Source organism: Massilia phyllosphaerae (assembly GCF_034659755.1).
Taxonomy (GTDB): Bacteria; Pseudomonadota; Gammaproteobacteria; order Burkholderiales; family Burkholderiaceae_D; genus Telluria; species Telluria phyllosphaerae.
In genome coordinates this window covers 1,252,804-1,275,130 of the sequence record NZ_JAXSQX010000001.1, presented here as the reverse complement: position 1 = coordinate 1,275,130, position 22,327 = coordinate 1,252,804, and the positions used below count along the sequence as shown (strand labels likewise).

Sequence of the window (22,327 nt, the reverse complement as noted above, 5' to 3'; positions counted from 1 at the left end):
GCTAAGTGAAGAAATCAAAACTGAACATGCTGCGCCAGGGCAGCAGGCAAGAAAGGCTTGATGGTCCGCGCTCCCGCTTCCGCCATCGGCGACAGCAGCGCATCTTTCCAGAAAGCCTGTTGGGGGATGGATGTCATCCCGCACAATATGACCCCGGCCAGCACGATGACCATGCCGCGGCCGAGTCCGAATAAACCGCCGAGCCCGCGGTCCGCGAGCGTCAGGCCGGTGGCGTCGATCAGGGCGCCGAGCGCCAGCGACAACAAACCCATCAGCACACGGACACCCAGAAATAATGCGATGAAGGCAACGATCAGTCTCACTGTCTCGCCCGGAAACACGGATGGTAGCATGGGTGCCAGTTTGGCGCCGAAGGCATTCGCCACGACGAAGGCGGCAACCCAGCCGACCAGCGACAGGATTTCCTTGACCAGGCCGCGCAGCGTGCTGATGACGACCGATGCAACCAGGATGAACAGGACCAGGTAGTCGAAAATCGTCACGGCGCGCTGGCGGGATATTGAACATTCATGGCGAGGGGGAGCGACGCGCGTGGATAAAGGATCGCGATCACAGGCCCAGCTTGTTCAGCTTGGCGCGCACGCTGGCCGCCTCGTCCTTGCTGAGCGGGCCGACTTTCACGCGGATCAGGTCGCCGAACTTCTCGGTGTGCGAGCTGATGCCGGCGCCGCGCAGGCGTGCCTGCAGGTCGGCGGCTTTTTCCTGGCTCGACATGGCGGCCACCTGCAGCGTGACCTTCGGACCACCGGCGTCCGCCGATTTCTCCTGTTCCTTGGCGGCGGGCTTGCCTTCCAGGATGGCGACGGCGCGGCTGTCGCTGTGCGCGGGCACCGGCTTGACCGGCTTGTCGTCGGCCTTCTGGCGCGCCTTTTCCCGCTCTTCGGCGCGCAGCTTCTCGAGGCGCTCGGCGCGTTCGGCCTTCTCCCTGTCGGCGCGCTCGCGTGCCAGGCGCTCGGCCTTGTCGGCGCGTTCCTTCTCGGCGCGCGCGAGGCGTTCGGCACGCTCCCTGTCCGCACGTTCGGCGCGCTCGCGTTCGGCGCGCTCGGCACGTTCGGCCACGCGCGGGTCCGGCTTGGCTTCCTTGGGCTCCTTGATCTCGGGCTTGGCCTTGGCGACTTCCGCTTTCGGCTTGACGGCCGGCGGGGCATCGATGATTTCCTCGTCCTGGCCGACGCTGTCGCGGGCGGCCACGGCCTTCTCGCTCACCGCTACGCGCGGCGCGGCCTGCGGCGCCGGCTGCTCGTCGGCCGGGCCGGAGCTGCTGGCGGCCGGCTCCCCGGGCACCGGCAGCGGCGCCGCCTTGTCCTTGGAGGGAATCTGGATCGCGATGTCGCCGGCCAGCGGCTTGGGTGCGGAATCGAGCAGCATCGGCAGGCCGACCGCGGCCGCGAGTGCCAGCGCGATGGCGCCGACCAGGCGGCGGCGGGCGCGCTTCTTTTCGGGCAGCATCGGATCATTGCCGGGACGGCGGCTGGCACCGCCGCCGGCATTCGACGCGCGTTTGGCGCGGGCGCGCTCGCCGATCGCGGCGTCGTCGTCCTTGCTGTAGAAACGGCCGCTGTCTTCGGCTGCGCGGCCTTGCTTGTTTTTACTGAGGAACGAGAACAAGCCCATGCGATGTCAGCTTCGTGAAGTCAGGTCAGTGAAGAGAGGATTTGCGCGCGGCCATCACGCCGGCGACGGTATAGAACGAGCCAAAGACCACTATTCTATCATCCTGACCAGCACGGCTAGTTGCATCCGCGAACGCCGCGGCCGGATCGGCGAAGGTTTTCACCGAAAACTCGTCTGGCTTGGCCCCGGCCGGCTTCTTCGATTCGACCAGCGCGGCCAGTTCCTGCACGTCGGCCGTGCGTGGCGACGGCAGCGTCGTCAAGCACCAGTGGTCGACCAGCGGCGCCACGTGCTCGATGACGGCTTCGATATCCTTGTCCTGCATGATGCCGAACACCGCGTAGGTGTAACGGTGGAAGCCCATGTTGCCCAGGTTCTGGGCCAGGGCCGCCGCCGCGTGCGGGTTGTGGGCGACGTCCAGCACCGTGGTCGGGCGCCCCGGCAGCACCTGGAAGCGCCCCGGCAGTTCGACCATCGCCAGGCCGGCGCGCACTTCCTGGGCGCCGACCGGCAGCTGCATGCGCAGCGCTTCGAGCGCGGCCAGCGCGGCCGACGCATTCAGCAGCTGGTTGGCGCCGCGCAGGGCCGGATAGGCCAGCGAATTGCGGCGCTGGCTGCGGCCGGCGAATGCCCACTGCTGCTTGTCGCCCTGGTAGTTGAAGTCGCGCCCCAGCAGCCACAGGTCGGCGCCGATGTTATTAGCGTGCTCGACCAGCGATTGCGGCGGCACCGGGTCGCTGCAGATCGCCGGCTTTCCCGGGCGGAAGATGCCGGCCTTCTCGAAACCGATTTCCTCGCGCGTGTCGCCCAGGTAATCCTTGTGGTCGATGTCGATGCTGGTGACGATGGACACGTCGGCGTCGATGACATTGACCGCATCCAGGCGCCCACCCAGGCCGACTTCGAGGATGGCGACGTCGACGCCGGCCTTCGAGATCAGGTACATGATCGCCAGCGTGGTGAACTCGAAATAGGTGAGGTCGGTGTCGGCGCGCGATTTTTCCACAAAGTCGAACGCCGCCACCAGCGCTTCATCGGTGGCCATGTCGCCGTTGATGCGAGCGCGCTCGTTGAAGTCGAGGAAGTGCGGCTTGATGTACAGGCCGACGCGGTAGCCGGATTGCAGCAGCACGGCTTCCAGCATGGCGCAGGTCGAACCCTTGCCATTGGTGCCGGCGACCATGATCACGGGGCAGTCGAAGGCCAGCTGCATGCGTTCCTTGACGGCGCGTACGCGGTCCAGGCCCATGTCGATGTGGGTTTCGGCGTGGCGCGACTCGAGCAGGGCCAGCCAGGCGGGCAAGGTGGTGGGGAGGTTTTGCATGATGGTTCGTGCGTGGAGCAACTTGCAAGCGTCGCCCCCGCGGAGGCGGGGGCCCAAGTTCTGCGTGCGCCGTCGGTGCGCCAGCAACTTGGATTCCCGCCTTCGCGGGAATGACGTATCTATGCGCCGTATCAGGCGATGACGTCGGCCGGCTGGTTCTGCAGCAGCGCCAGCAGGCGCGCGATTTCCTCGCGCATCTTGCGGCGATCGACGATCATGTCGACGGCACCCTTCTGGACCAGGAACTCGGCGCGCTGGAAGCCTTCCGGCAGCTTTTCACGCACGGTGTTCTCGATCACGCGCGGGCCGGCAAAGCCGATCAGCGCCTTCGGTTCGGCGATCACGACGTCGCCCATGAAGGCGAACGAAGCCGACACGCCGCCCATGGTCGGGTCGGTCAGCACGCTGATGAAAGGCAGCTTTTTCTCGGACAGCTTGGTCAGCATGGCCGTGGTCTTGGCCATCTGCAGCAGCGACAACAGGCCTTCCTGCATGCGCGCGCCGCCGGTGGCGGTGATGCAGATGAAGGGCACCTTCTGTTCCAGCGCGATCTGGGCGCCGCGCACGAAGCGCTCGCCGACCACCGAACCCATCGAACCGGCCATGAATTCGAATTCGAAGCAGGCCACCACGACCGGCAGGCTCATGATCGAGCCGCCCTGCACGATCAGCGCATCGGTCTCGCCGGTGGCGTCCATCGCGGCTTTCAGGCGGTCCGGGTATTTCTTGGAATCCTTGAACTTCAGGGTATCGACCGGCAGCGCGTCCTGGCCGATCTCGTAGCGGCCGCCTTCATCGAGCAGCGCGTCGAGGCGCGCGCGGGCGCGGATCCGCATGTGATGGTTGCACTTGGGGCAGACGTGCAGGTTCGACTCGAGGTCGGTGCGGTACAGCACGGCTTCGCACGATGGGCACTTGACCCACAGGCCCTCGGGCATGGTCTGTTTTTTGGCGGCATCGGAGCGCTGGATCCGTGGGGGCAGCAGTTTTTCCAACCAACTCATATTGTTCTCCTTTGCGGCATAGCTGAATTTGGGCGTAGTGTAGCCGTTCGGATTCCGCTTGTCGAATTCTTGCGGGTAAGCCCTTGCCTGTTCGACAAGCTTGAAAACCAGTCCAGATGCGGCTTGCGCGCCTTCAGGGCTGGATCACCTCGACCAGTTCGAAGTGCAGCGCGACCAGTTCGACCTCCTCGTGCAGGGTGCACTGCGGCAGGCAGCGAATGTGCACTTCCTGGAATTCACGGGCGCTGGCGAAGCCCTCGCCGCGCCACACCGGCTCGGGAATATGGCCGAAGCGGATGATCTCGACCCGGGTGGCGCGGATCAGGCAGCGCGGCCGGCGCTGGCCGTCGAGCACCTCGATCAGGTCGCCGGCAACATAGCCGCCGTCGCCCAGTTCGCCATAGCCGGCGTAGTAATCGGCGGCCACGTCGGCAGTGACGGTTTTATGGCCGGCGATCACTTCGCGCACCAGGCTGTCGTCGTATTCGTCGGCGCCCCAGAAGGTCAGACGCTTGGGGCGGGCAGCGGCTGTCACGCCTGCGCTATCCCCGCGCCATCCGCGGACGCGACCGGCACCACCTCGAACTCGATCCCGCCGATACGCGCCGCCAGGCCGTTGTAGACCCAGGCTTCCACCAGGGTGAACAGGAAGCCGAATACCGTGTAGCCCAGGGGCAGCAGGAGCACCGTGGACCATGCGAGCGTGCTGTCCTCGGCCCAGTACGGTATGCTGGCCAGCAAGGCGGCGGGCACCGAAAAGATCAGGTACAGGGCCGCCATCAGCTTGGCGGCTTGCAGTTTCGAAATGTCGAGCAGTGCCGTCCTGATCGGCTGCACTGCTCCCACCGGGCCGGGTACGCGCGCCGTCCATTCGATGCCGCCCAGGCGCCGCGCGATCCCGTTGTAGCACCAGGCCGTCCACAGCGTGAGGAGGAAGCCGAACAGCGCGTAGCCGAGCGGATAAATGACGAACATCCAGCCCATGGCGTCGCGCATCCAGTCAGGAATCTGGGCGAAGAACCCTACCACCAGGCCTGACAAGGCCCATAAGACGGCCAGGATCCTGGCCGCCTTCAGTGGCGAAACATGTGTCATGCGAAACGTGGCGATCGAACTCATGCGTTCCGGCTCCTCAATGGACGTCGATGTCGTGACGGCCGGTGTCCACGGCCCCGAATTCGAAACCGCCGATGCGCGCCGCCACCAGGTTGTAGACCCAGGCGCCGATCAGCGTCAGGACGAAGCCGAGTACCAGGTACAGGAACGGCAGCAGCACGACCATGATCACAACCCCGGCATCCCGCCTGACCAGCAGCGCCGCCAGCGCGAACAGCGCGAGCGGTGGAATCAACATCATGAAAGACAGCACGGCCATGACCTTGGCCGACTGCAGCGGGGAAAAGCGCAGGATTTGTGTTTTCATGACGGGATGGCGCGCCAAAACAGGTACCGCCGTCACTCTACCCCAGAGTTTCCAAAAATAAAACAAAAAGCCGGCGCCGGAACAGCAAGGTTCCGGCGCCGGCCCTGTACTGCGCCAGCTTGTCGCCTGGTCAGCGCCGCATCAGCGCGCGTCGAGCGCCGTGCGGATACCGGCAACGAAAGCCTGCACCGCCGCCGCAGCCCCTTCTTTGGGCGTGTTTTCCAGTTCCTGGATGATGCGGCTGCCGATGACGACCGCGTCGGCCACCTCGGCCACCTGCTTCGCGGTCTGGGCGTCGCGGATGCCGAAGCCGACGCCGATCGGCAGCTTGACGTGCTCGCGGATCGCCGCCACGCGGCGTGCGACGTCGGCGGTGTCGATGCTGCCGGCGCCGGTCACGCCCTTCAGCGACACGTAGTAGCTGAAGCCGCTGCCATGGCGCGCCACCTGCTGGATGCGATCGGTGGTCGAGGTCGGCGCCAGCAGGAAGATCAGGTCGAGGTCGCTGGCCTTCATCTCGGCGGCGAAGTCCGCGCACTCTTCCGGCGGATAGTCGACCACGATGGCGCCGTCGGCGCCCGCTTCCTTAGCCTGGCGCACGAATTCCTTCTGGCCCATGCGCTCGATCGGATTGGCGTAACCCATCAGCACCACCGGGGTGTGCTGGTTGGTCTGGCGGAACTCGCGCACGTAGTTCAGGACATCCTTCATGCTGATGCCGAAAACGAGCGCGCGTTCGCAGGCGCGCTGGATGACCGGGCCTTCGGCCATCGGGTCCGAGAACGGCACGCCGAGTTCCAGGACGTCGGCGCCGCCCGCGACCAGCGCGTGCAGCAGCGGCACGGTCAGTTCCGGGCCGGGGTCGCCGGCGGTGATGAAGGTGACGAGACCGGTCTTGCCCTGCTCTTTCAGGGCGTTGAAAGTCGATTCGATACGGGACATGCTGTGCTCTCTATTATTGTTATCAACCGAAGTTCAGGCCTGCGCGCTGCGCGACCGTGTGCATGTCCTTGTCGCCGCGGCCGGACAGATTGACCAGGATGATCTGGTCCTTCGGCAGCGTCGGCGCCAGCTTGGCCGCGTACGCAATCGCGTGCGAGGATTCCAGCGCCGGGATGATGCCTTCGATGCGGCAGCAGTCGTGGAAGGCCTGCAGCGCCTCGTCGTCGGTAATCGACACGTACTGGGCGCGCTCGATGTCCTTCAGCCAGGCGTGCTCGGGGCCGACGCCCGGGTAGTCGAGGCCGGCCGAGACCGAGTGGGTCTCGATGATCTGGCCATGCTCGTCCTGCAGCAGGTAGGTGCGGTTGCCGTGCAGGACACCCGGGAAACCGGCCGTCAGCGAAGCTGAATGCTTGCCGCTGTCCAGGCCCTCGCCGGCCGCCTCGACGCCGACCAGCTTCACGCCCGGCTCGTCGATGTACGGATAGAAGATGCCCATCGCGTTGGAACCGCCGCCGATACAGGCGACCACGTAGTCCGGCTGGCGGCCGGTCATCTGCGGCATCTGCACGCGGCATTCCTCGCCGATGACCGACTGGAAGTCGCGCACCATCATCGGGTACGGGTGCGGGCCGGCCACGGTGCCGATGATGTAGAAGGTGTTTTCGATGTTGGTGACCCAGTCGCGCATCGCTTCGTTGAGCGCGTCCTTCAGGGTCTTGGAGCCGGATTCCACCGGCACCACGGTCGCGCCCAGCAGCTTCATGCGGTAAACGTTCTGGGCCTGGCGCTTGACGTCCTCGCTGCCCATGTAGACCACGCATTCGAGGCCGAAGCGGGCGCAGATGGTGGCGGTGGCGACGCCGTGCTGGCCGGCGCCGGTCTCGGCGATGATGCGCGGCTTGCCCATGCGTTTTGCCAGCAGGGCCTGGCCGATCACGTTGTTGATCTTGTGGGCGCCGGTGTGGTTCAGGTCCTCGCGCTTGAAGAAGATCTGCGCGCCCAGGTCGCCGCTTGCGCCCTGCTGCGACCAGCGCTTGGCGTGGTAGACCGGCGACGGGCGGCCGACGAAGTGGGCCAGCTCGTAGCGGAACTCTTCCAGGAACTCGGGATCCTGGCTGTAGCGCGCGTAGGACTCGTTCAGTTCGGCCAGCGCGTGGCTCAGGGTTTCGGCGACGAAGGAACCGCCGTAGGGGCCGAAGTGGCCGCTCGCATCCGGCAGTTGGTAGTCGGGGGTCTTGAACAGCACCTTGGTGCCGCTGGTGTTACCGGATTCAGGGAGGTTTTTCATGGTGGTTTCGCTTGTCAGGTCATGGCATCGGCAGCCCGCACCGCGTCGACGAACGCGGCGATCTTGCGGGCATCCTTGATCCCCTTGCTTTCCTCGACACCGCTGCTGATGTCGACCGCATAGGGGCGTACTTGCGCCACCGCGCTAGTCGCGTTTTGCACGCTCAAGCCACCACTCAAAACGACCCGAGGCGCGAGCTCTTTTGAAATAACTGACCAATCGAAGACCTTTCCTGCGCCGCCGTAGGCATCGACCCAGGTGTCGAGCAGGAGGCCCGTGAACCAGGGGCTGGCGGCGCGGTATTGAGCTTCCGATTCTAGCAAATCGGCAGAAGTTGTGTCGGGTTTGACCCGGAACGCCCGCACGAACGGGCGCTTTACCGCCGCGGCGATCGCCGCGCACTCCTCGACCGTCTCGTCGCCGTGGAACTGCAGCAATGCGATCGGGCCTTCATTGACGGCCTGGTGCACCTGCCCGACCGTGGCGTTGACGAACAGGCCGACGCCGCTGACATACGGCGGCAGCGCCGGCGCCAGCGCGGCGAACTGCTCGGGCGTGACGAAGCGCGGGCTCTTCGGGTAGAACACGAAGCCGAGGGCGTCGGCGCCGGCGGCGACGGCGGCGTGGAGGTCTTGTTCGCGGGTGATGCCGCAGATTTTGATTCGGGTGCGTTGCATGAGAAAGCCTACGTGGACGAGCAAGCAACTCGTCGTTCCCGCGGAGGCGGGAACCCAAGTTTGCTTGCGTCTCGGTAATGCGTGCAACTTGGGTCCCCGCCTGCGCGGGGACGACGTTTACACGCTAACAAACGAAATAAGGTAGCGGAAATCGACTATAGCCAAGGCAAGGGCGACCAAGGCAAGGGCGACACCGGCTCTTGCGGCAACCCCCACTTCGCATCGTAGTCGATTGTAGCAAGGTATAAACCGTCGGGCATGAAGGTCGGTGCCGCGGCGTCGCGCGAGCGGGCGTTCAGCACATCGCGCATCCAGTCCGGCTCGTTGCGTCCGGTGCCGACGTAGATCAGCGAGCCGACGATGTTGCGCACCATGTGGTGCAGGAAGGCCGAGGCCTGCACGGTGAACACGATGACGTCGCCGTGGCGTTCGATGTCGACCCGGTGCATCTGCTTGACCGGCGTATTGGCCTGGCAGCCCGAGGCGCGGAAGCTGCTGAAGTCGTGGGTGCCGATCAGGTGGCGGGCGGCGGCGCGCATGCGCTCGACGTCGAGCGGGCGGAACACCCAGCCGGCGCGCCCGGCCAGCAGGCTCGATGGATTGGGGTGGTTGTACAGCACGTAATGATAGGTGCGCGAGCGGGCGGAAAAGCGCGCGTGGAAATCCTGCCCCTCGGCGTCGGGCGCAACCTCGTGCGCCCAGCGCACCACGATCGACTCCGGCAGGAAAGCGTTGGTGCCCCTGACCCAGGACTGCGCCGGGCGCACCAGGTCCGTGTCGAAGTGGATGACCTGCTCGATCGCGTGCACGCCGGCGTCGGTGCGGCCGGCGCAGGCGGTGGCGATCGGGGTGCAGGCGAATTTTTCGAGCGCGATTTCGAGCCGGTCCTGCACCGTATCGCGCGAAGGCTGTTTCTGGTACCCGTTCCAGGCGGTGCCCACGTACTGGACACCCATTGCGATTCTTCTCAACTGAAAACCTTATGCTAATGCCGCGCGCATGGCGTTGGCGCGGCCGATCTGCTCGCCCGTGCCGCCCTTGATCACTTCATCGAGCAGCTCGCGCGCGCCTTCCTTGTCGCCGATTTCCTGGTAGGCGATGGCCAGGTCGAGCTTGGTTTCCATCTCCATGTGGGCCGGCGATAGTTCACCGGCAGGCGCACCTGCACCGGCGTCGACATCATGCACCTCGGGCAGCGGCAGCGACGGCGTGTCGAGTTCGGCCAGGTCGAGGTCGAAGGCCGGCGCTTCCAGCTGCGGTTCGAGCAGGCCGTGCGGTGCATACGGGGCGTTCTCGACCGGCGCCGGGGTCGCCGGCGGCAGGCCGTCGAGTGCCGGCAGCGTGAACGGGTCGTCGTCCAGCGCCAGCGCCGGGGTGGCGGCCGGCGGCGTGTCGTCCAGCGTATCGTGCAGATCGAAGGCCAGGTCCGGCGCCGGGGTGCCCTGGGCCGTCGGACGCTTGTCTTCCAGGCCGAAGTCCATAGCGTCGAGGTCGAACAGCGGATCCCTCAGCTCGCTGGCCCGGGATGCCGTCTCGGGCGTGGCCGGGACGCCGGTGTGCAGCTCGCTCGGCAGGTCGGGCAAGTCGAATTCGCGGGCCAGGTTGGCCATGTCGATGTCGGTGTTCGGCGCGCTGCCCGGGACCGGCAGGAGCTCGTCGGCCAGGTGCGGATCCAGGTGCGGCACCGGGTTCGGCGCCGGCGTGGCGCCGAAGTCCATGTCGAACGAGAAGTCGAGCGGATCGTCGGCGGCAGCCGGCGTCTGCGCGGCAACTGGTGCCAGGGCCGGTGCGGCCGGTGCCGGGTCGAAGGCGCCCATGTCGAACTCGAGGTCCGGCACGTCGTTGGATGCGGTGATTTCGCGGACATCCGGGGTCGGCAGCGCGGTCTGGTCGGCGGCGTGCGGCTCGAAGGCCAGGCCGCCGAGGTCGAAGTCGAGCAGGTTGTCGTCCTCGGCCGGGGCTGGCGCCGGCGCCGGCGTTGGGACAGCAGCTGCCGGCTGGGCCGTGGCCATGGCGCCGGCGAAATGCTGGTCGAAGCTCATCGGCTCGCGCGACGCATCGGCGCCACTGCCATGCGCGCTGTCGGCGGCATCGGCGGCCAGGAAGGCGTCGTCCAGGTCCTTCGACAGCAGGTCGTCGTGGGCCGGCGCCGGGGCCGCGGCAGCGGCCACGCCGGCGCCGACGGCACCCGCAGCCAGGCCGGCGGCGGCGGCCCCGCCCAGCGCAGTGCCGGCACCGGTGCCGGCATACAGCGGGTTGTGCGGATCGATAGCCCGGCCCAGCGCCGCGGCCTGCGCCCATTCGTCGCCCTGGCCGCGCGTGATGCCGTACAGCTCGCCGGCCTGGGTTTCGAAGGCGCGCTGGTCCTTGCGCGCGGCGTAGATCTCGAGCAGCTTCAGGCGCACCGGCAGGCGTTCCGGATGGGTGCGCAGCGCTTCCTTCAGGATTTCCTCGGCCTGGGCATCGCGGCCGTAGGCGATGTAGACGTCGGCTTCGGCCACCGGGTCGACCTCATTGGTGTCGAGCTGGCTGGCGGACGGCGCGAAGCTGGAATTGAACACGCTGTTGTTGGTGTCGACGCTCTGGCCTCCTGCTTCGGCGAACATCGAATGCTGGGGCTCGGTCGGCACACCCAGGATCGACGGTTCGGACACGGCCTTGACCGTGGCCTTCTTGCGGCGCTGGGCGATGCCGAGCGCGGCCAGCAGCAGCACCGCGGCGCCGGCGCCGAGGTAGGTCAGGTTGTCCATGATGAAATCGAACAGGCCCGGCTCGGGTGCCGATGCGGGGGCCGCCGCGGCCGGCTTGTTGGCCGCATTCGCCGCCGGCTTGATCGGCGGCAGCTTGTTGGGCGCCGGCTTGTTGTCGGTCAAGACAGCATCCGGGGCCTTGGCAGCGGGTGCGGCGGCGGGTGCCGAGGCATTGTTCTGCGCTTCGGCGCCGGCCTTGTTCTTGACCTCGGCCAGCTTCTGCAGGTCGGTGATGTTGCGCTCGAGTTCCTTCACGCGCGTCTGCGATTCTTCGAGTTCGCGCTGCTTGGCAATCGTGTCTTCGGTGCTGGTGGTGGCGCCCTTCCCGGCCGGCGTGCTCGGTGCCGCCTTGGACAGGCGCAGCTGGTCCTGCGATTCGTTGGCCGCGGTCGGGCGCTCCTCGACCTTGGCGCTGATCTTGCCGGTGCCACTCTGGCTGGCGCGCGGGGTCTTCTCGGCTTCGCCGGCGCCGACCTGGCCGGCCAGCTTGTTGCGGTAGGCGTTGAAGTCGGCCGCGTGCGCGACGACCACGCCGTGCGCCTCGCCATCGCCGATGGCGCCGACGGCATCCGCGCCCGGCACCGACAGGATGCGGCCCGACTTCAGGCGGTTCATGTTGTTGCCCATGAAGGCATCCGGATTGGCGCGGTACAGCGCGACCAGCATCATGTCGAGCGAGACCTCGGCCGGCTTCAGCTGGGCGGCGATCTTGCCCAGGCTGTCGCCCGGGCGCACGCGGTATTCCGATGCCGCAGCAGCGCGGTTGCGTGCCGGGGTGTCCGCACGCTCTTCCGGCGCACGGCGGCTGGCGGCCGGGCGTTCGGCCGCCTGGCGCGTCTCGTCCGCACGGGTACGTCCGGCTGCCGGCGCCGCGTCGCTGCGCGCACGCGCGCTATCGGCTGCCGCCACCTGGGCCGACTGCGTCGCGCGCAGCTCGGCCGGATCGAGCAGGAAGGTGTACTCGCGCACCAGGCGGCCGTTATTCCACGACAGTTCCAGCAGCAGGTCGACGAAGGGCTCGTTCAGCGGCTGGCTCGAGCTGACGCGGATGAACTGGCGGCCGCCGCGCTGCTCGACGTTGAAGCGCAGCGACAGCAGCGCCGGATTGAAGTCGATGTTGGCGGTCTTGAAGGCTTCCGGCGAGGCCAGCTTGGCGACCAGGCCGGACGCCTCTTCGGGCGACACCGACGTCAACTCGATCTCGGCACGCAGCGGCTGCCCGAGGGCGGACAGCACGGTCAGCTTGCCCAGTCCGGCTGCATGGGCCGCCGAGCTCAGGACCAACGCACTGGCGACCGCCGCCGTGAGTTTCTTCAGCGCGGACGACTTCAACGGGAGGCGGTGGGTGGAGTGCATATTCGGAACCGAGTGAGTTGAGCGGGAGAAAGATGTTGCCCAGAGGTCTCAGCAACATATCACCATGCATTATGGCATGCAAGTTTTACGGGGGAAACACTTCCCGTTCATGAGATAGGTACAGTCCAGGCATCGATAAGTGATGTTTTTTGGCCTTCATGATGATTATTCGTCATGATACCAATCGTGTGCCGTAGGGCGCGCGCGGGAATACGCAGGTTGCAAATGGCCCGCTCAAAACAACTCGCCCCCGCGAAGGCGGGGACCCAAGTGTGTAAGCGTGTCGACAACTCACGCAGAACTTGGGTCCCCGCCTGCGCGGGGACGACGGTTTCAAGGCTGACTCGAAACGTGACGCTAGTATTACTGGTCCAGCACGATGCGCAGCATGCGGCGCAGCGGCTCGGCCGCGCCCCACAGCAGCTGGTCGCCGACGGTGAAGGCCGACAGGTATTCCGGGCCCATCGACATCTTGCGCACGCGGCCGACCGGGATGCGCAGGGTGCCGGTGACGGCGGCCGGGGTCAGGTCGACGATCGAGGCTTCGCGCGTGTTCGGCACGAACTTCACCCACTCGTTGTCCGAGGCGATGATGTCGTTGACTTCGTCCAGCGGCACGTCCTTCTTGAGCTTGATGGTCAGCGCCTGCGAGTGGCAGCGCATCGCGCCGATGCGGACGCACAGGCCGTCGACCGGGATCGGGCTGGCACCGAAGCCTTCGCCGCGGCCCAGGATCTTGTTGGTCTCGGCGCCGGCCTTCCACTCTTCCTTCGACTGGCCGTTGTCCAGGTCCTTGTCGATCCAGGGGATCAGGTTGCCGCCCAGCGGCACGCCGAACTGCTTGGTCTCTTCCGCGGACAGGCCATGCTGGGTGGCCAGCACGGTGCGGTCGATTTCCAGGATCGCCGATGCCGGATCGTCCAGCAGGTGCTTGACCGAGCCGTTGATGGTGCCGAACTGGGTCAGCAGTTCGCGCATGTGCTGGGCGCCGCCGCCCGATGCCGCCTGGTAGGTCATCGAGGTCATCCAGTCGACCAGGTCGTTCTTGAACAGGCCGCCCAGGCCCATCAGCATGCACGACACGGTGCAGTTACCGCCGACGAAATTCTTGACGCCGCGCGACATGGCGTTCTTGATCACGTCCAGGTTGACCGGATCCAGCACGATGATGGCGTCGTCCTTCATGCGCAGGGTCGACGCAGCGTCGATCCAGTAGCCGTTCCAGCCGGCCGCGCGCAGCTGCGGGAACACTTCGGTCGTGTAGTCGCCGCCCTGGCACGAGATGATGATCTCGCACTTGGACAGTTCGGCGATGTCGGTCGCGCTCTTCAGTTTGGTCTCGTTCTTCGCCATCTTCGGAGCGTCGCCGCCCGGGTTCGACGTGGTGAAGAACACCGGCTCGATATGATCGAAATCGCCCTCGTCCTGCATGCGCTTCATCAGGACCGAGCCGACCATGCCGCGCCAACCAACCAGACCTACAAGTTTCATTTTTTTCCCTCGGGTTTTCAAAATTATTCTAAGCGTTTCGTATGAACGCGGCTTCAGGCCAGCGCGTTGACGACGGCGTCGCCCATCTGTTCGGTACCGACGCGGGTGGTGCCTTCCTCGAAGATGTCGGCGGTGCGCAGGCCCTGCGCCAGCACCTTCTTGACCGCGGTCTCGATGCGGTCGGCCTGTTCCGTCTTGCCGAGCGAGAAACGCAGCATCATCGCGGCCGACAGGATGGTCGCCAGCGGATTCGCGATGCCCTTGCCCGCGATGTCAGGCGCCGAACCGTGCGAGGGCTCGTACAGGCCCTTGTTGTTGGCGTCCAGCGAGGCCGACGGCAGCATGCCGATCGAGCCGGTCAGCATCGCGGCCGCGTCCGACAGGATGTCGCCGAACATGTTGCCGGTCACGATGACGTCGAATTTCTTCGGTGCGCGCACCAGCTGCATCGCGGCGTTGTCGACGTACATGTGCTCGAGCTCGACGTCCTGATATTCCTGGTGGACGTCGGTGACGATATCGCGCCAGAACTGGAAAGTTTCCAGCACGTTGGCCTTGTCGACGCTGGTGACGCGGTTGCCGCGCTTGCGCGCCGCCTGGAAGGCCACGTGGGCGATGCGGCGGATCTCGCCTTCCGCATAGCGCATCGTGTCGAAGCCTTCGCGCTGGCCGGCGAACGGGCCGTCCGGGCACTCGCGCACGCCGCGCGGCTTGCCGAAATAGATGTCGCCGGTCAGTTCACGGATGATCAGGATGTCCAGGCCGGACACCACTTCCGGCTTCAGGGTCGAAGCGCCGGCCAATTCCGGATACAGGATCGCCGGACGCAGGTTGGCGAACAGGCCGAGTTCCTTGCGCAGGCCGAGGATGGCCTGTTCCGGACGCAGCGCGCGCTCCAGCTTGTCGTACTGGTAATCGCCGACGGCGCCAAACAGCACCGCGTCGGCGGCCTTGGCCAGCGCCAGCGTCTGTGCGGGGAGCGGATGGCCGTGGGCCGCGTAGCCGGCGCCGCCGACGTCCGCGCTCTCGAGCTCGAATTTTTCATCGAGCGCGTTCAGGACCTTGACCGCCTGGGCCGTGATTTCGGGACCGATGCCGTCGCCCGGCAGGATTGCAATCTTCATGTCGCTCTTCTTTGATCAGATGGTGTTGGCCAGCCAGGGTTGCTCGCGCAGGTGGCGCTCTTCGTAGGCGCGGATGTCGTCGGCATGGCGCAGCGTCAGGCCGATCTCGTCCAGGCCGTTCAGCAGGCAGTATTTGCGGAAGTCGTCGATCGGGAATTCGAAACCGATGTCGCCGCCGGGGGTGCGCACCACGCGCTGCTCCAGGTCCACCACCAGCTTGAAGCCGGGGAAGGCCTTTACTTCATTGAACAGCTGGTCGACCTGGGCTTCGCTCAGCACGATCGGCAGCAGCCCGCTCTTGTAGCAGTTGTTGAAGAAGATGTCGGCGAAGCTCGGCGCGATGATGGCGCGGAAGCCGAACTGCTGCAGCGCCCACGGCGCGTGCTCGCGCGAGGAGCCGCAGCCGAAGTTCTTGCGCGCCAGCAGGATCGACGCACCCTGGTAGCGCGGCTGGTTCAGCACGAAGTCCGGGTTCAGCGGACGCTTGCTGTTGTCCATGCCCGGTTCGCCGTGGTCCAGGTAGCGCCACTCGTCGAACAGGTTGGGGCCGAAGCCGGTGCGGCGGATCGACTTGAGGAACTGCTTCGGAATGATGGCGTCGGTATCGACGTTGGCGCGGTCGAGCGGCGCCACCAGGCCTTCGTGGATGGTGAATTTTTCCATGGTCTTACCTCCCGCCGGCGCCGGTGATCACCTGGCCGACTTTCTGCACGTCGCGGCCCATGCCCGAGATGGTGTTGCAGCCGGTGACGGCGAAGGCGACGAGTGCGAGGACGAATACTTTTTTCATTGCTTGTTCCTGATGTTTCTGGTTTCGAACCAGTTGGCATCTGCCAACACAACCGGGGTCAGAGCCCAAAAGGCTACACCGGGCTCTGACCCCTCACGTCCACGAAATGCCCGGCGATACCGGCCGCGGCGGCCATGGCCGGCGACACCAGGTGGGTGCGTCCGCCCTGCCCCTGCCGGCCTTCGAAGTTGCGGTTCGAGGTCGAGGCGCAGCGTTCGCCCGGTTCCAGGCGGTCGGCGTTCATCGCCAGGCACATCGAGCAGCCCGGCTCGCGCCATTCGAAGCCGGCGGCCTTGAAGATCTGGTCCAGGCCTTCGCGCTCGGCCTGCGCCTTGACCAGGCCGGAACCCGGCACCACCATCGCCAGCTTCACGTTGGAGGCGCGCTGGCGGCCGCGCACGACGGCGGCGGCGGCACGCAGGTCTTCGATGCGCGAGTTGGTGCAGGAGCCGATGAAGACCTTGTCGATGCGGATGTCCTCGATCGGGGTGTTCGGCTCGAGAGCCATGTAGACCAGCGCCTTTTCCATGGCGTCGCGCTTGACCGGGTCACGTTCCTTGTCCGGATCCGGGACGCGGCCGTCGATCGTGGTCACCATCTCGGGCGAGGTGCCCCAGGTGACCTGCGGCTTGATGTCGGCCGCGTTCAGGGTCACGACCAAGTCGAACTTGGCGCCCGGGTCGCTGTGCAGCGTGCGCCAGTAGGCGACCGCCTGCTCCCACTGCGGCCCGCTCGGTGCGAACGGACGGCCCTTGACGTAGTCGATGGTGGTGTCGTCCACCGCGACCATGCCGGCGCGCGCGCCCGCTTCGATCGCCATGTTGCAGACGGTCATGCGGCCTTCCATCGACAGCGAGCGGATGGTCGAGCCGGCGAATTCGATCGCATAGCCGGTACCACCGGCGGTGCCGATCTTGCCGATCACGGCCAGCACGATGTCCTTGGCGGTCACGCCGGCCGGCAGCGCGCCGTCGACCTGCACCAGCATCGACTTCGACTTCTTGGCCAGCAGCGTCTGCGTGGCCATCACGTGTTCGACTTCCGAGGTGCCGATACCGTGCGCCAGGCAGCCGAAGGCGCCGTGGGTCGAGGTGTGCGAGTCGCCGCAGACCACGGTCATGCCGGGCAGCGTGGCGCCCTGCTCCGGCCCGATAACGTGCACGATGCCCTGGCGCTTGTCGTTCATGTTGAAGTAGGTGACGCCGAACGCCTTGGCGTTGCCGTCCAGGGTCTCGACCTGCAGGCGCGAGGTCGGGTCGGCAATGCCTTCGCGGCGGTCGGTGGTCGGGACGTTGTGGTCGGCTACGGCAAGGTTGGCCGAGGTGCGCCATAGCGGGCGCTTGGCCACGCGCAGGCCTTCGAAAGCTTGCGGGCTGGTGACTTCATGGACCAGGTGACGGTCGATATACAGCACGGTGGTGCCATCGGCATCGGCACGCACGACATGCGAATCCCAGAGTTTGTCGTAGAGCGTCTTTAAGGTAATCATCCTTGCATCCCATTTCAAATGACCGCTTCATGCGGGCATGGTCTTTGATTATGCCATATTTGTGCACTGCGAAAACCCGGGCGCCTTGCACGATTATTTCAATGCCGCGCTTTCTGACCAAACAATATTTGCGGACCAGAAACGGAACACAAATAAAAAAAGCCTGCGCATTTCCTGCACAGGCTTTTCGTAGCTTTGTTGCGCAAAAGTTTCAGGAACGTTTTTGCGCCATCGCGGTGCCTTTATGCCGCCAGGCGCACTGCGGAGCGGCAGCCGTCCATCAGGAAGGACAGGCCGACCACCAGCACCAGCGAGCCTTCCGCCGAGCGCGCGGTGCCGGTGATGCCTTCGACGGTCAGCGCCGTCATCGGCTTGATCACCAGGTCGGCGGTGCCGTCCACCGCTTCCATCGCCAGGATGTAGGGCTGGGGCGCATTGATCACGATGCCGACACGCTCGGTGCACGGCTCGTAGCCGAGCGAGGCGGCCAGCGAGCGCACCGGCAGCGGACGGCCCTGGTCCTTCAGCACCGGGGCGCCGCCGACCTGCATGAACTCTTCCGGCAGCTCGACCACGCGCTCGACCACCGCCATCGGCAGCGCCAGCTGGGCGTTCGAGGTCGACACCAGCATGGTCGGCACGATCGACAGTTCGATCGGCAGGCGGATCGAGAACTTGGTGCCCTTGCCCAGGTTCGAGTCGATGCGGATCGCGCCGCGGTTCTTCTCGACCGCGGTCTTGACCACGTCCATGCCGACGCCGCGGCCGGACACCGAGGACGCCACTTCCTTGGTCGAGAAGCCCGGCAGGAACACCAGCTGGTAGGCTTCGTCGTCGGAAGCCGCCTGGTGCTCGCCGATCAGGCCTTTCTCCATCGCCTTCTTGCGCAGGCTGGCCGGATTCATGCCGCGGCCGTCGTCCTGCAGCACGATCATGACGCTGTTGGCTTCCTGCCAGGCTTTCAGCAGGATGAAGGCCTTGGCCGGCTTGCCGTTGGCGACGCGGTCTTCCGGACCTTCGACGCCGTGGTCGAGCGCATTGCGCAGCATGTGCACCAGCGGATCGTACAGGCTGTCCACCACCACGCGGTCGACTTCGGTCTCGGCGCCTTCGATGGTCAGCTCGACATCCTTGCCGAGGTCTTTCGCCAGTTCGCGCACCAGGCGCGGGAACTTCTGGAACAGGCGGCCCACCGGCTGCATACGGGTCGCCAGCGTGGCGCGCTGCAGCTCGGCCGAGTAGCGCGACGCGCGCTCCAGGGTCTCGGTCAGCGTCGCCATCAGGGTCGCGGCCTGGCCTTCGAACTTGAACTGCGACAGGCGCTCGAGCAGCACGGCGGCCTGGTTGGCGGCCTGCACCGATTCGCCGGCCACTTCCAGCAGCGCGTCCAGCTTGACCGCGTCGATACGGATGCTCTCGTCCTTGGCCGGCGCGGCGTTGGCCGGCTTCGGCTCGGCGGCGCGGCGCTCGCTGCCGTCCCAGCCTGGCTTGGCCGGTGCGGCGGCGGTGTCGGCCGCTGCGCTGGCCGTCGCGGCCGCTGCCGGGGCGGCGGGGGCGGCGGCCTGCACTGCCGGCGCAGCTACAGACGCAGCCGCAGCCGCTGCCGGCAGCGCGGTGCCGGCCGGGACCACGGCGGCATACATCGCTTCCCAGTCCAGGCCATCGGCGCTCGCGGGTGCGGCGACCGGCGTGGCGGCAACCGGTGCCGGCGCCGCGACAGGTGCCGCTGCCGGTGCCGGTGCCGCCTTCGGCGCATCCAGGCCGGCGATCGCATCTTTCAGCATGCGCTCCAGCTCGTCCGGCATCGAGGCCAGCTGCTCGGGCGCGGTGCCGTTATTCAGCTCGTTCAGCTGGTCGGCGACGAAGCCGGATGCCGTCAGCGAGGCTTCGATCGCCCCCGGCGTGACCGGGGCTGCGCCGGTGCGCAGCGCGTCGAACAGGTTCTCGGTCAGGTGGCAGGCCGCCACCAGCGCCGGCAAGCCCATGAAGCCCGCGCCACCCTTGATGGTGTGGAACGAGCGGAACACGGCGTTCAGCGTTTCCTTGTTGTCCGGATCGCGTTCGAGGCGCAGCAGATGCTCTTCCACGTTGGTCGCCAGATCCAACGCCTCGACAACGAAATCCTTGAGCATTTCATCCATTAGAATCCCAGATCGGCAAGAAGGTCATCGACACTGTCCTGGTCCAGGGCCGCAGCCGGCACCGACGGACCCGACATCAACTGCACCGGCTGCTCCTGAACGGCCTGCTTCTGCGCCAGCTTTTCCTTCACGTCGGCCGGCGCGCTGTCGCGCAGCAGCTGCGCCAGCTCGTTCTCGACCGTCTTGGTGATGTTCACCACTTTCTTGATCAGCTGGCCCGTGATGTCCTGGAAATCCTGGGCCATCATGATTTCGAGCAGGCGCGCCTTTTCCGCCTCGGTCGCTTCGGACACCATCTGGGCGAACTGGCGCGCATCGCCGGCCAGCGCCTTGAACTGCTCGATCGACAGCTTGCCGGCGAACAGGTCGGCCCAGCGGTTTTCCATGTCCTTGGCCTGCTTCGACAGCACGTCCTGTGCCGGCATGCCTTCGTCCAGGGTGTTCAGCACCTTGTTGGCGGCCTGCTCGGTCAGGCTGGCCACGTATTCCAGGCGGTCTTGGGCGTCGACGATCTGCGACGAGGCTTCGGTCAGCGCCTTGTCGTAGCCGAGCTCGCGCAGCGAGTCGTGCATCACGCGCACGATGCCGCCGAGGCGCTCGTACATGTTCTTTTCGGCTTCGTCCATCGGTTCGGTGCCGGCGGCGGCGGCAACTGCAGCGGCGGGTGCCACGGCGGCCACCACCGGCGCCGGCGCGACGGCGGTGGCGGTGGCGGAGGCGGTCGACATCTGGTCGAACAGGGCCTCCAGGTCGTCGATGTCGTCAGCAGCGGCAGCGGCCGGGGCGGCGGGAGCCGGTGTCGGATCGGCGGCCGGCGCGCTGGCTCGCTGCGCTGCCACTTCCTCGAATAAGGCGTCGAAATCGTCAGCGGCGTCGGTCATAGTCCCTGCTTCTCCATAATGTAAATGTCGCGATGATCTGTGCGGTGTCGGTGCGGATGCTGTCTGTAAATAGACAGCTTAAGATTACGGCGAGTGTATCAGCGTGGTTGCCGTAGGTAAATCTTTCAGTACGGCACCGTTGTGAATGCCCCAGTAAACTTAGTTTCGAAACAATCTTTCACGTCGTTTCTAGTTATTTTCACAAAGCAAGTGTTGTATTTTTTTATCGTGAGGCGTTGTGACAGCTGCTGTTTTCGCGCGGATTAGCGAGCACATCTCTGAGTAAGATCAATCATTTACGATCCGCCAGTCCCGAAAAGGCGCACTACAATAGAGGTAACGTGACCTGAGAGGAGGACTCAGCATGTACCGGAAAATTCTGATCACAACTGACGGTTCGGCGGTCTCGCAACACACCGCCTGCGCTGGCATCCAGTTCGCGAAACAGATGGGTGCCGAAGTACTCGCCCTGTTCGTCGCCCCCGACTACCAGTATCCCGTGTATGTCGAAATCATCCCGCCCTCCTACCCCACCGAAGAAGACTACATCGACCAGATGCGGCAGATGGGCGAACAGTACATGGGTTCCATCATGCGCTCGGCGGCGCAAGCCGGTTTGAAGCATTCTTGTTTGACGGCATTTTCCGACGCTGCGGCGCTGAAAATCGTCGACGTTGCTGAGGAACAACAGTGTGACCTGATCTTCATGGGTTCGCACGGACGCAGCGGCTGGGGCCAGCTGCTGCTCGGCAGCGTAACCAACAAAGTACTGTCGCAAACGACCCGGCCGGTGCTGGTGCACCGCCTGATCCGCGAACCTGGTACCTGAGCGCAGCCGGTGGCCGGAGCCCGGCGCATGCGATTTCCGCCGGGGAGCGACTTTTCGTTAAAAAATTTACATGAGTCTGTGTTGAAGGTGCTAGGATGCACCATTGACTCATACGCATGGTTGGGGACTTCTATGATCCGTATTGTCATCGCCGACGACCACACCATCATGCGCGAGGGCCTCAAGCGCATCCTCGACGGTGCGCTCGACATCGAAATCGTCGGCGAAGCCATCAATGGCTTCGAAGTGCTGTCGCTGGTGCGCCAGGGCGGCTTCGACCTGCTGCTGCTGGACCTGTCGATGCCCGGCCGAAGCGGTGTCGACCTGATCCGCCAGGTGCGCAGCGAAGCGCCCAAGCTGGCGATCCTGATCCTGACCATGCACGAGGAAGAGCAATATGCGGTGCGCGCCATCCGCGCCGGCGCCCAGGGCTACCTGACCAAGGAAAGCGCCGGCACCCAGCTGGTCGGCGCCATCCGCAAGGTCGCCTCCGGCCGTCCTTACATCAGCACCGAGGTGGCCGAGCAGCTGGCGCTGAACATCATGGCGCCCAACGAACAGCTGCTGCACAAGCAGCTGTCGGACCGCGAATTCGAAGTGTTCTCGCTGCTGGTGGGCGGCAAGTCGATCACCGAGATCGCCAACAACCTGCACCTGTCGGTCAAGACGGTGAGCACCCATAAAACCCGCATCATGCAGAAAATGGGCATGACCTCGCTGTCGGAAATGGTCCAGTATGCAGTGGCGCACCGCCTGCTGGCACCGATGAAGGCGTAACCCGGACGCTACGAAGCCTCGGTTTATTTCAGCTTGTAATGATTTTTGACCTTTTCACGCAACATTAGTGCGGCTTTGCGGCCAAACGACCCCGTAGCGACATGCCAGTCCGGATGCCTCTCCTACAGCATCCGGCACCCGCTTCCCCTCTGTGGCTCCCTCCTGAAGTCAGAAAACTCCTACAAGCTGACGCTCCGTCCTACCTACACATTCAGCCGTTACTGATATGAATGCCGAACTCGTGTTGGCATACTGATTTCAGCGTTTCGACTTGCTTGCGGTCCATATCCAGGTCTAGGGCGTTGTGTTTGACGCTTTGACCAGTCGACGCGGTGCACATCGCACCCGCCAGCTGACCCGGCCGGGAACCGCCTGAAACCTTGATTTCCTTCACCTGGAGATG

21 protein-coding genes are annotated in these 22,327 nt (G+C 65.5%); 2 read left to right on the top strand and 19 right to left on the bottom strand.

The genetic code is table 11. The features are described 5' to 3' along the window. Positions 1-14: 14 nt before the first annotated feature. The 19 genes from U1H99_RS05635 to U1H99_RS05545 form a co-directional block, all read right to left on the bottom strand. Positions 15-503: a CvpA family protein gene (locus U1H99_RS05635; protein ID WP_323140753.1), complete on the bottom strand. Its 489-nt coding sequence runs from the start codon at positions 501-503 to the stop codon at positions 15-17. A gap of 67 nt (positions 504-570) precedes the next feature. After that, entirely contained in the window at positions 571-1,635 is a 1,065-nt protein-coding gene (locus tag U1H99_RS05630; RefSeq protein WP_323140752.1) for an SPOR domain-containing protein, read from the bottom strand. 25 nt (positions 1,636-1,660) lie between these two features. Further along, positions 1,661-2,959, bottom strand: coding sequence for a bifunctional tetrahydrofolate synthase/dihydrofolate synthase (gene folC / locus U1H99_RS05625; RefSeq protein ID WP_323140751.1), 1,299 nt, complete (start codon positions 2,957-2,959; stop codon positions 1,661-1,663). A 131-nt stretch (positions 2,960-3,090) separates the two neighbouring features. Continuing rightward, positions 3,091-3,963 (bottom strand): acetyl-CoA carboxylase, carboxyltransferase subunit beta, encoded by an 873-nt coding sequence (gene accD / locus U1H99_RS05620; protein ID WP_323140750.1) that lies wholly within the window; start codon positions 3,961-3,963, stop codon positions 3,091-3,093. Between the two features lie 133 nt (positions 3,964-4,096). Continuing rightward, the gene (locus U1H99_RS05615) at positions 4,097-4,498 is read right to left on the bottom strand and encodes an ASCH domain-containing protein (RefSeq protein WP_323140749.1); all 402 of its coding nucleotides are present in this window, start codon (positions 4,496-4,498) and stop codon (positions 4,097-4,099) included. After that, positions 4,495-5,082 (bottom strand): hypothetical protein, encoded by a 588-nt coding sequence (locus tag U1H99_RS05610; protein ID WP_323140748.1) that lies wholly within the window; start codon positions 5,080-5,082, stop codon positions 4,495-4,497. The genes U1H99_RS05615 and U1H99_RS05610 overlap by 4 nt, the downstream gene beginning before the upstream one ends. A 13-nt stretch (positions 5,083-5,095) precedes the next feature. Next, entirely contained in the window at positions 5,096-5,386 is a 291-nt protein-coding gene (locus tag U1H99_RS05605; protein WP_323140747.1) for a hypothetical protein, read from the bottom strand. A 141-nt stretch (positions 5,387-5,527) separates the two neighbouring features. Then, positions 5,528-6,328 (bottom strand): tryptophan synthase subunit alpha, encoded by an 801-nt coding sequence (trpA, locus tag U1H99_RS05600; protein WP_323140746.1) that lies wholly within the window; start codon positions 6,326-6,328, stop codon positions 5,528-5,530. A 22-nt stretch (positions 6,329-6,350) separates the two neighbouring features. Next, entirely contained in the window at positions 6,351-7,619 is a 1,269-nt protein-coding gene (gene trpB, locus U1H99_RS05595) for a tryptophan synthase subunit beta (RefSeq protein WP_323140745.1), read from the bottom strand. 14 nt (positions 7,620-7,633) lie between these two features. Then, the gene (locus U1H99_RS05590; RefSeq protein ID WP_323140744.1) at positions 7,634-8,296 is read right to left on the bottom strand and encodes a phosphoribosylanthranilate isomerase; all 663 of its coding nucleotides are present in this window, start codon (positions 8,294-8,296) and stop codon (positions 7,634-7,636) included. A 155-nt stretch (positions 8,297-8,451) separates the two neighbouring features. Continuing rightward, positions 8,452-9,267, bottom strand: coding sequence for a tRNA pseudouridine(38-40) synthase TruA (gene truA, locus U1H99_RS05585; protein ID WP_323140743.1), 816 nt, complete (start codon positions 9,265-9,267; stop codon positions 8,452-8,454). A 9-nt stretch (positions 9,268-9,276) separates the two neighbouring features. Further along, positions 9,277-12,402 carry a motility hub landmark protein FimV gene (locus tag U1H99_RS05580; RefSeq protein WP_323140742.1) on the bottom strand — a complete coding sequence of 1,042 codons (3,126 nt, stop codon included), beginning with the start codon at positions 12,400-12,402 and terminating at the stop codon, positions 9,277-9,279. Positions 12,403-12,765: 363 nt separating this feature from the next. After that, a complete protein-coding gene (asd, locus tag U1H99_RS05575) occupies positions 12,766-13,893 on the bottom strand; it encodes an aspartate-semialdehyde dehydrogenase (RefSeq protein WP_323140741.1) in 1,128 nt (375 codons plus the stop codon). A gap of 53 nt (positions 13,894-13,946) precedes the next feature. Beyond that, a complete protein-coding gene (gene leuB / locus U1H99_RS05570) occupies positions 13,947-15,017 on the bottom strand; it encodes a 3-isopropylmalate dehydrogenase (RefSeq protein WP_323140740.1) in 1,071 nt (356 codons plus the stop codon). Between the two features lie 15 nt (positions 15,018-15,032). Continuing rightward, positions 15,033-15,680, bottom strand: a complete 648-nt coding sequence (gene leuD / locus U1H99_RS05565; RefSeq protein ID WP_323140739.1) for a 3-isopropylmalate dehydratase small subunit — start codon at positions 15,678-15,680, stop codon at positions 15,033-15,035. A gap of 4 nt (positions 15,681-15,684) precedes the next feature. After that, complete coding sequence (locus U1H99_RS05560) at positions 15,685-15,807, bottom strand: entericidin A/B family lipoprotein (RefSeq protein WP_141833021.1); 123 nt, start codon at positions 15,805-15,807, stop codon at positions 15,685-15,687. A 73-nt stretch (positions 15,808-15,880) separates the two neighbouring features. Continuing rightward, positions 15,881-17,296 (bottom strand): 3-isopropylmalate dehydratase large subunit, encoded by a 1,416-nt coding sequence (gene leuC, locus U1H99_RS05555; RefSeq protein ID WP_323140738.1) that lies wholly within the window; start codon positions 17,294-17,296, stop codon positions 15,881-15,883. A gap of 242 nt (positions 17,297-17,538) precedes the next feature. Beyond that, positions 17,539-19,437, bottom strand: coding sequence for a chemotaxis protein CheA (locus U1H99_RS05550; protein WP_323140737.1), 1,899 nt, complete (start codon positions 19,435-19,437; stop codon positions 17,539-17,541). Beyond that, positions 19,437-20,318, bottom strand: coding sequence for a protein phosphatase CheZ (locus U1H99_RS05545; protein WP_323140736.1), 882 nt, complete (start codon positions 20,316-20,318; stop codon positions 19,437-19,439). Before U1H99_RS05545 ends, U1H99_RS05550 begins: the two co-directional genes overlap by 1 nt. Before the next feature lie 364 nt (positions 20,319-20,682). On the opposite strand from U1H99_RS05545, the gene U1H99_RS05540 reads away from it, so the two are divergent. Next, positions 20,683-21,147 (top strand): universal stress protein, encoded by a 465-nt coding sequence (locus tag U1H99_RS05540; protein ID WP_323140735.1) that lies wholly within the window; start codon positions 20,683-20,685, stop codon positions 21,145-21,147. A 132-nt stretch (positions 21,148-21,279) separates the two neighbouring features. Continuing rightward, entirely contained in the window at positions 21,280-21,924 is a 645-nt protein-coding gene (locus tag U1H99_RS05535) for a response regulator (protein WP_036232923.1), read from the top strand. The last annotated feature ends 403 nt before the right edge of the window (positions 21,925-22,327 follow it).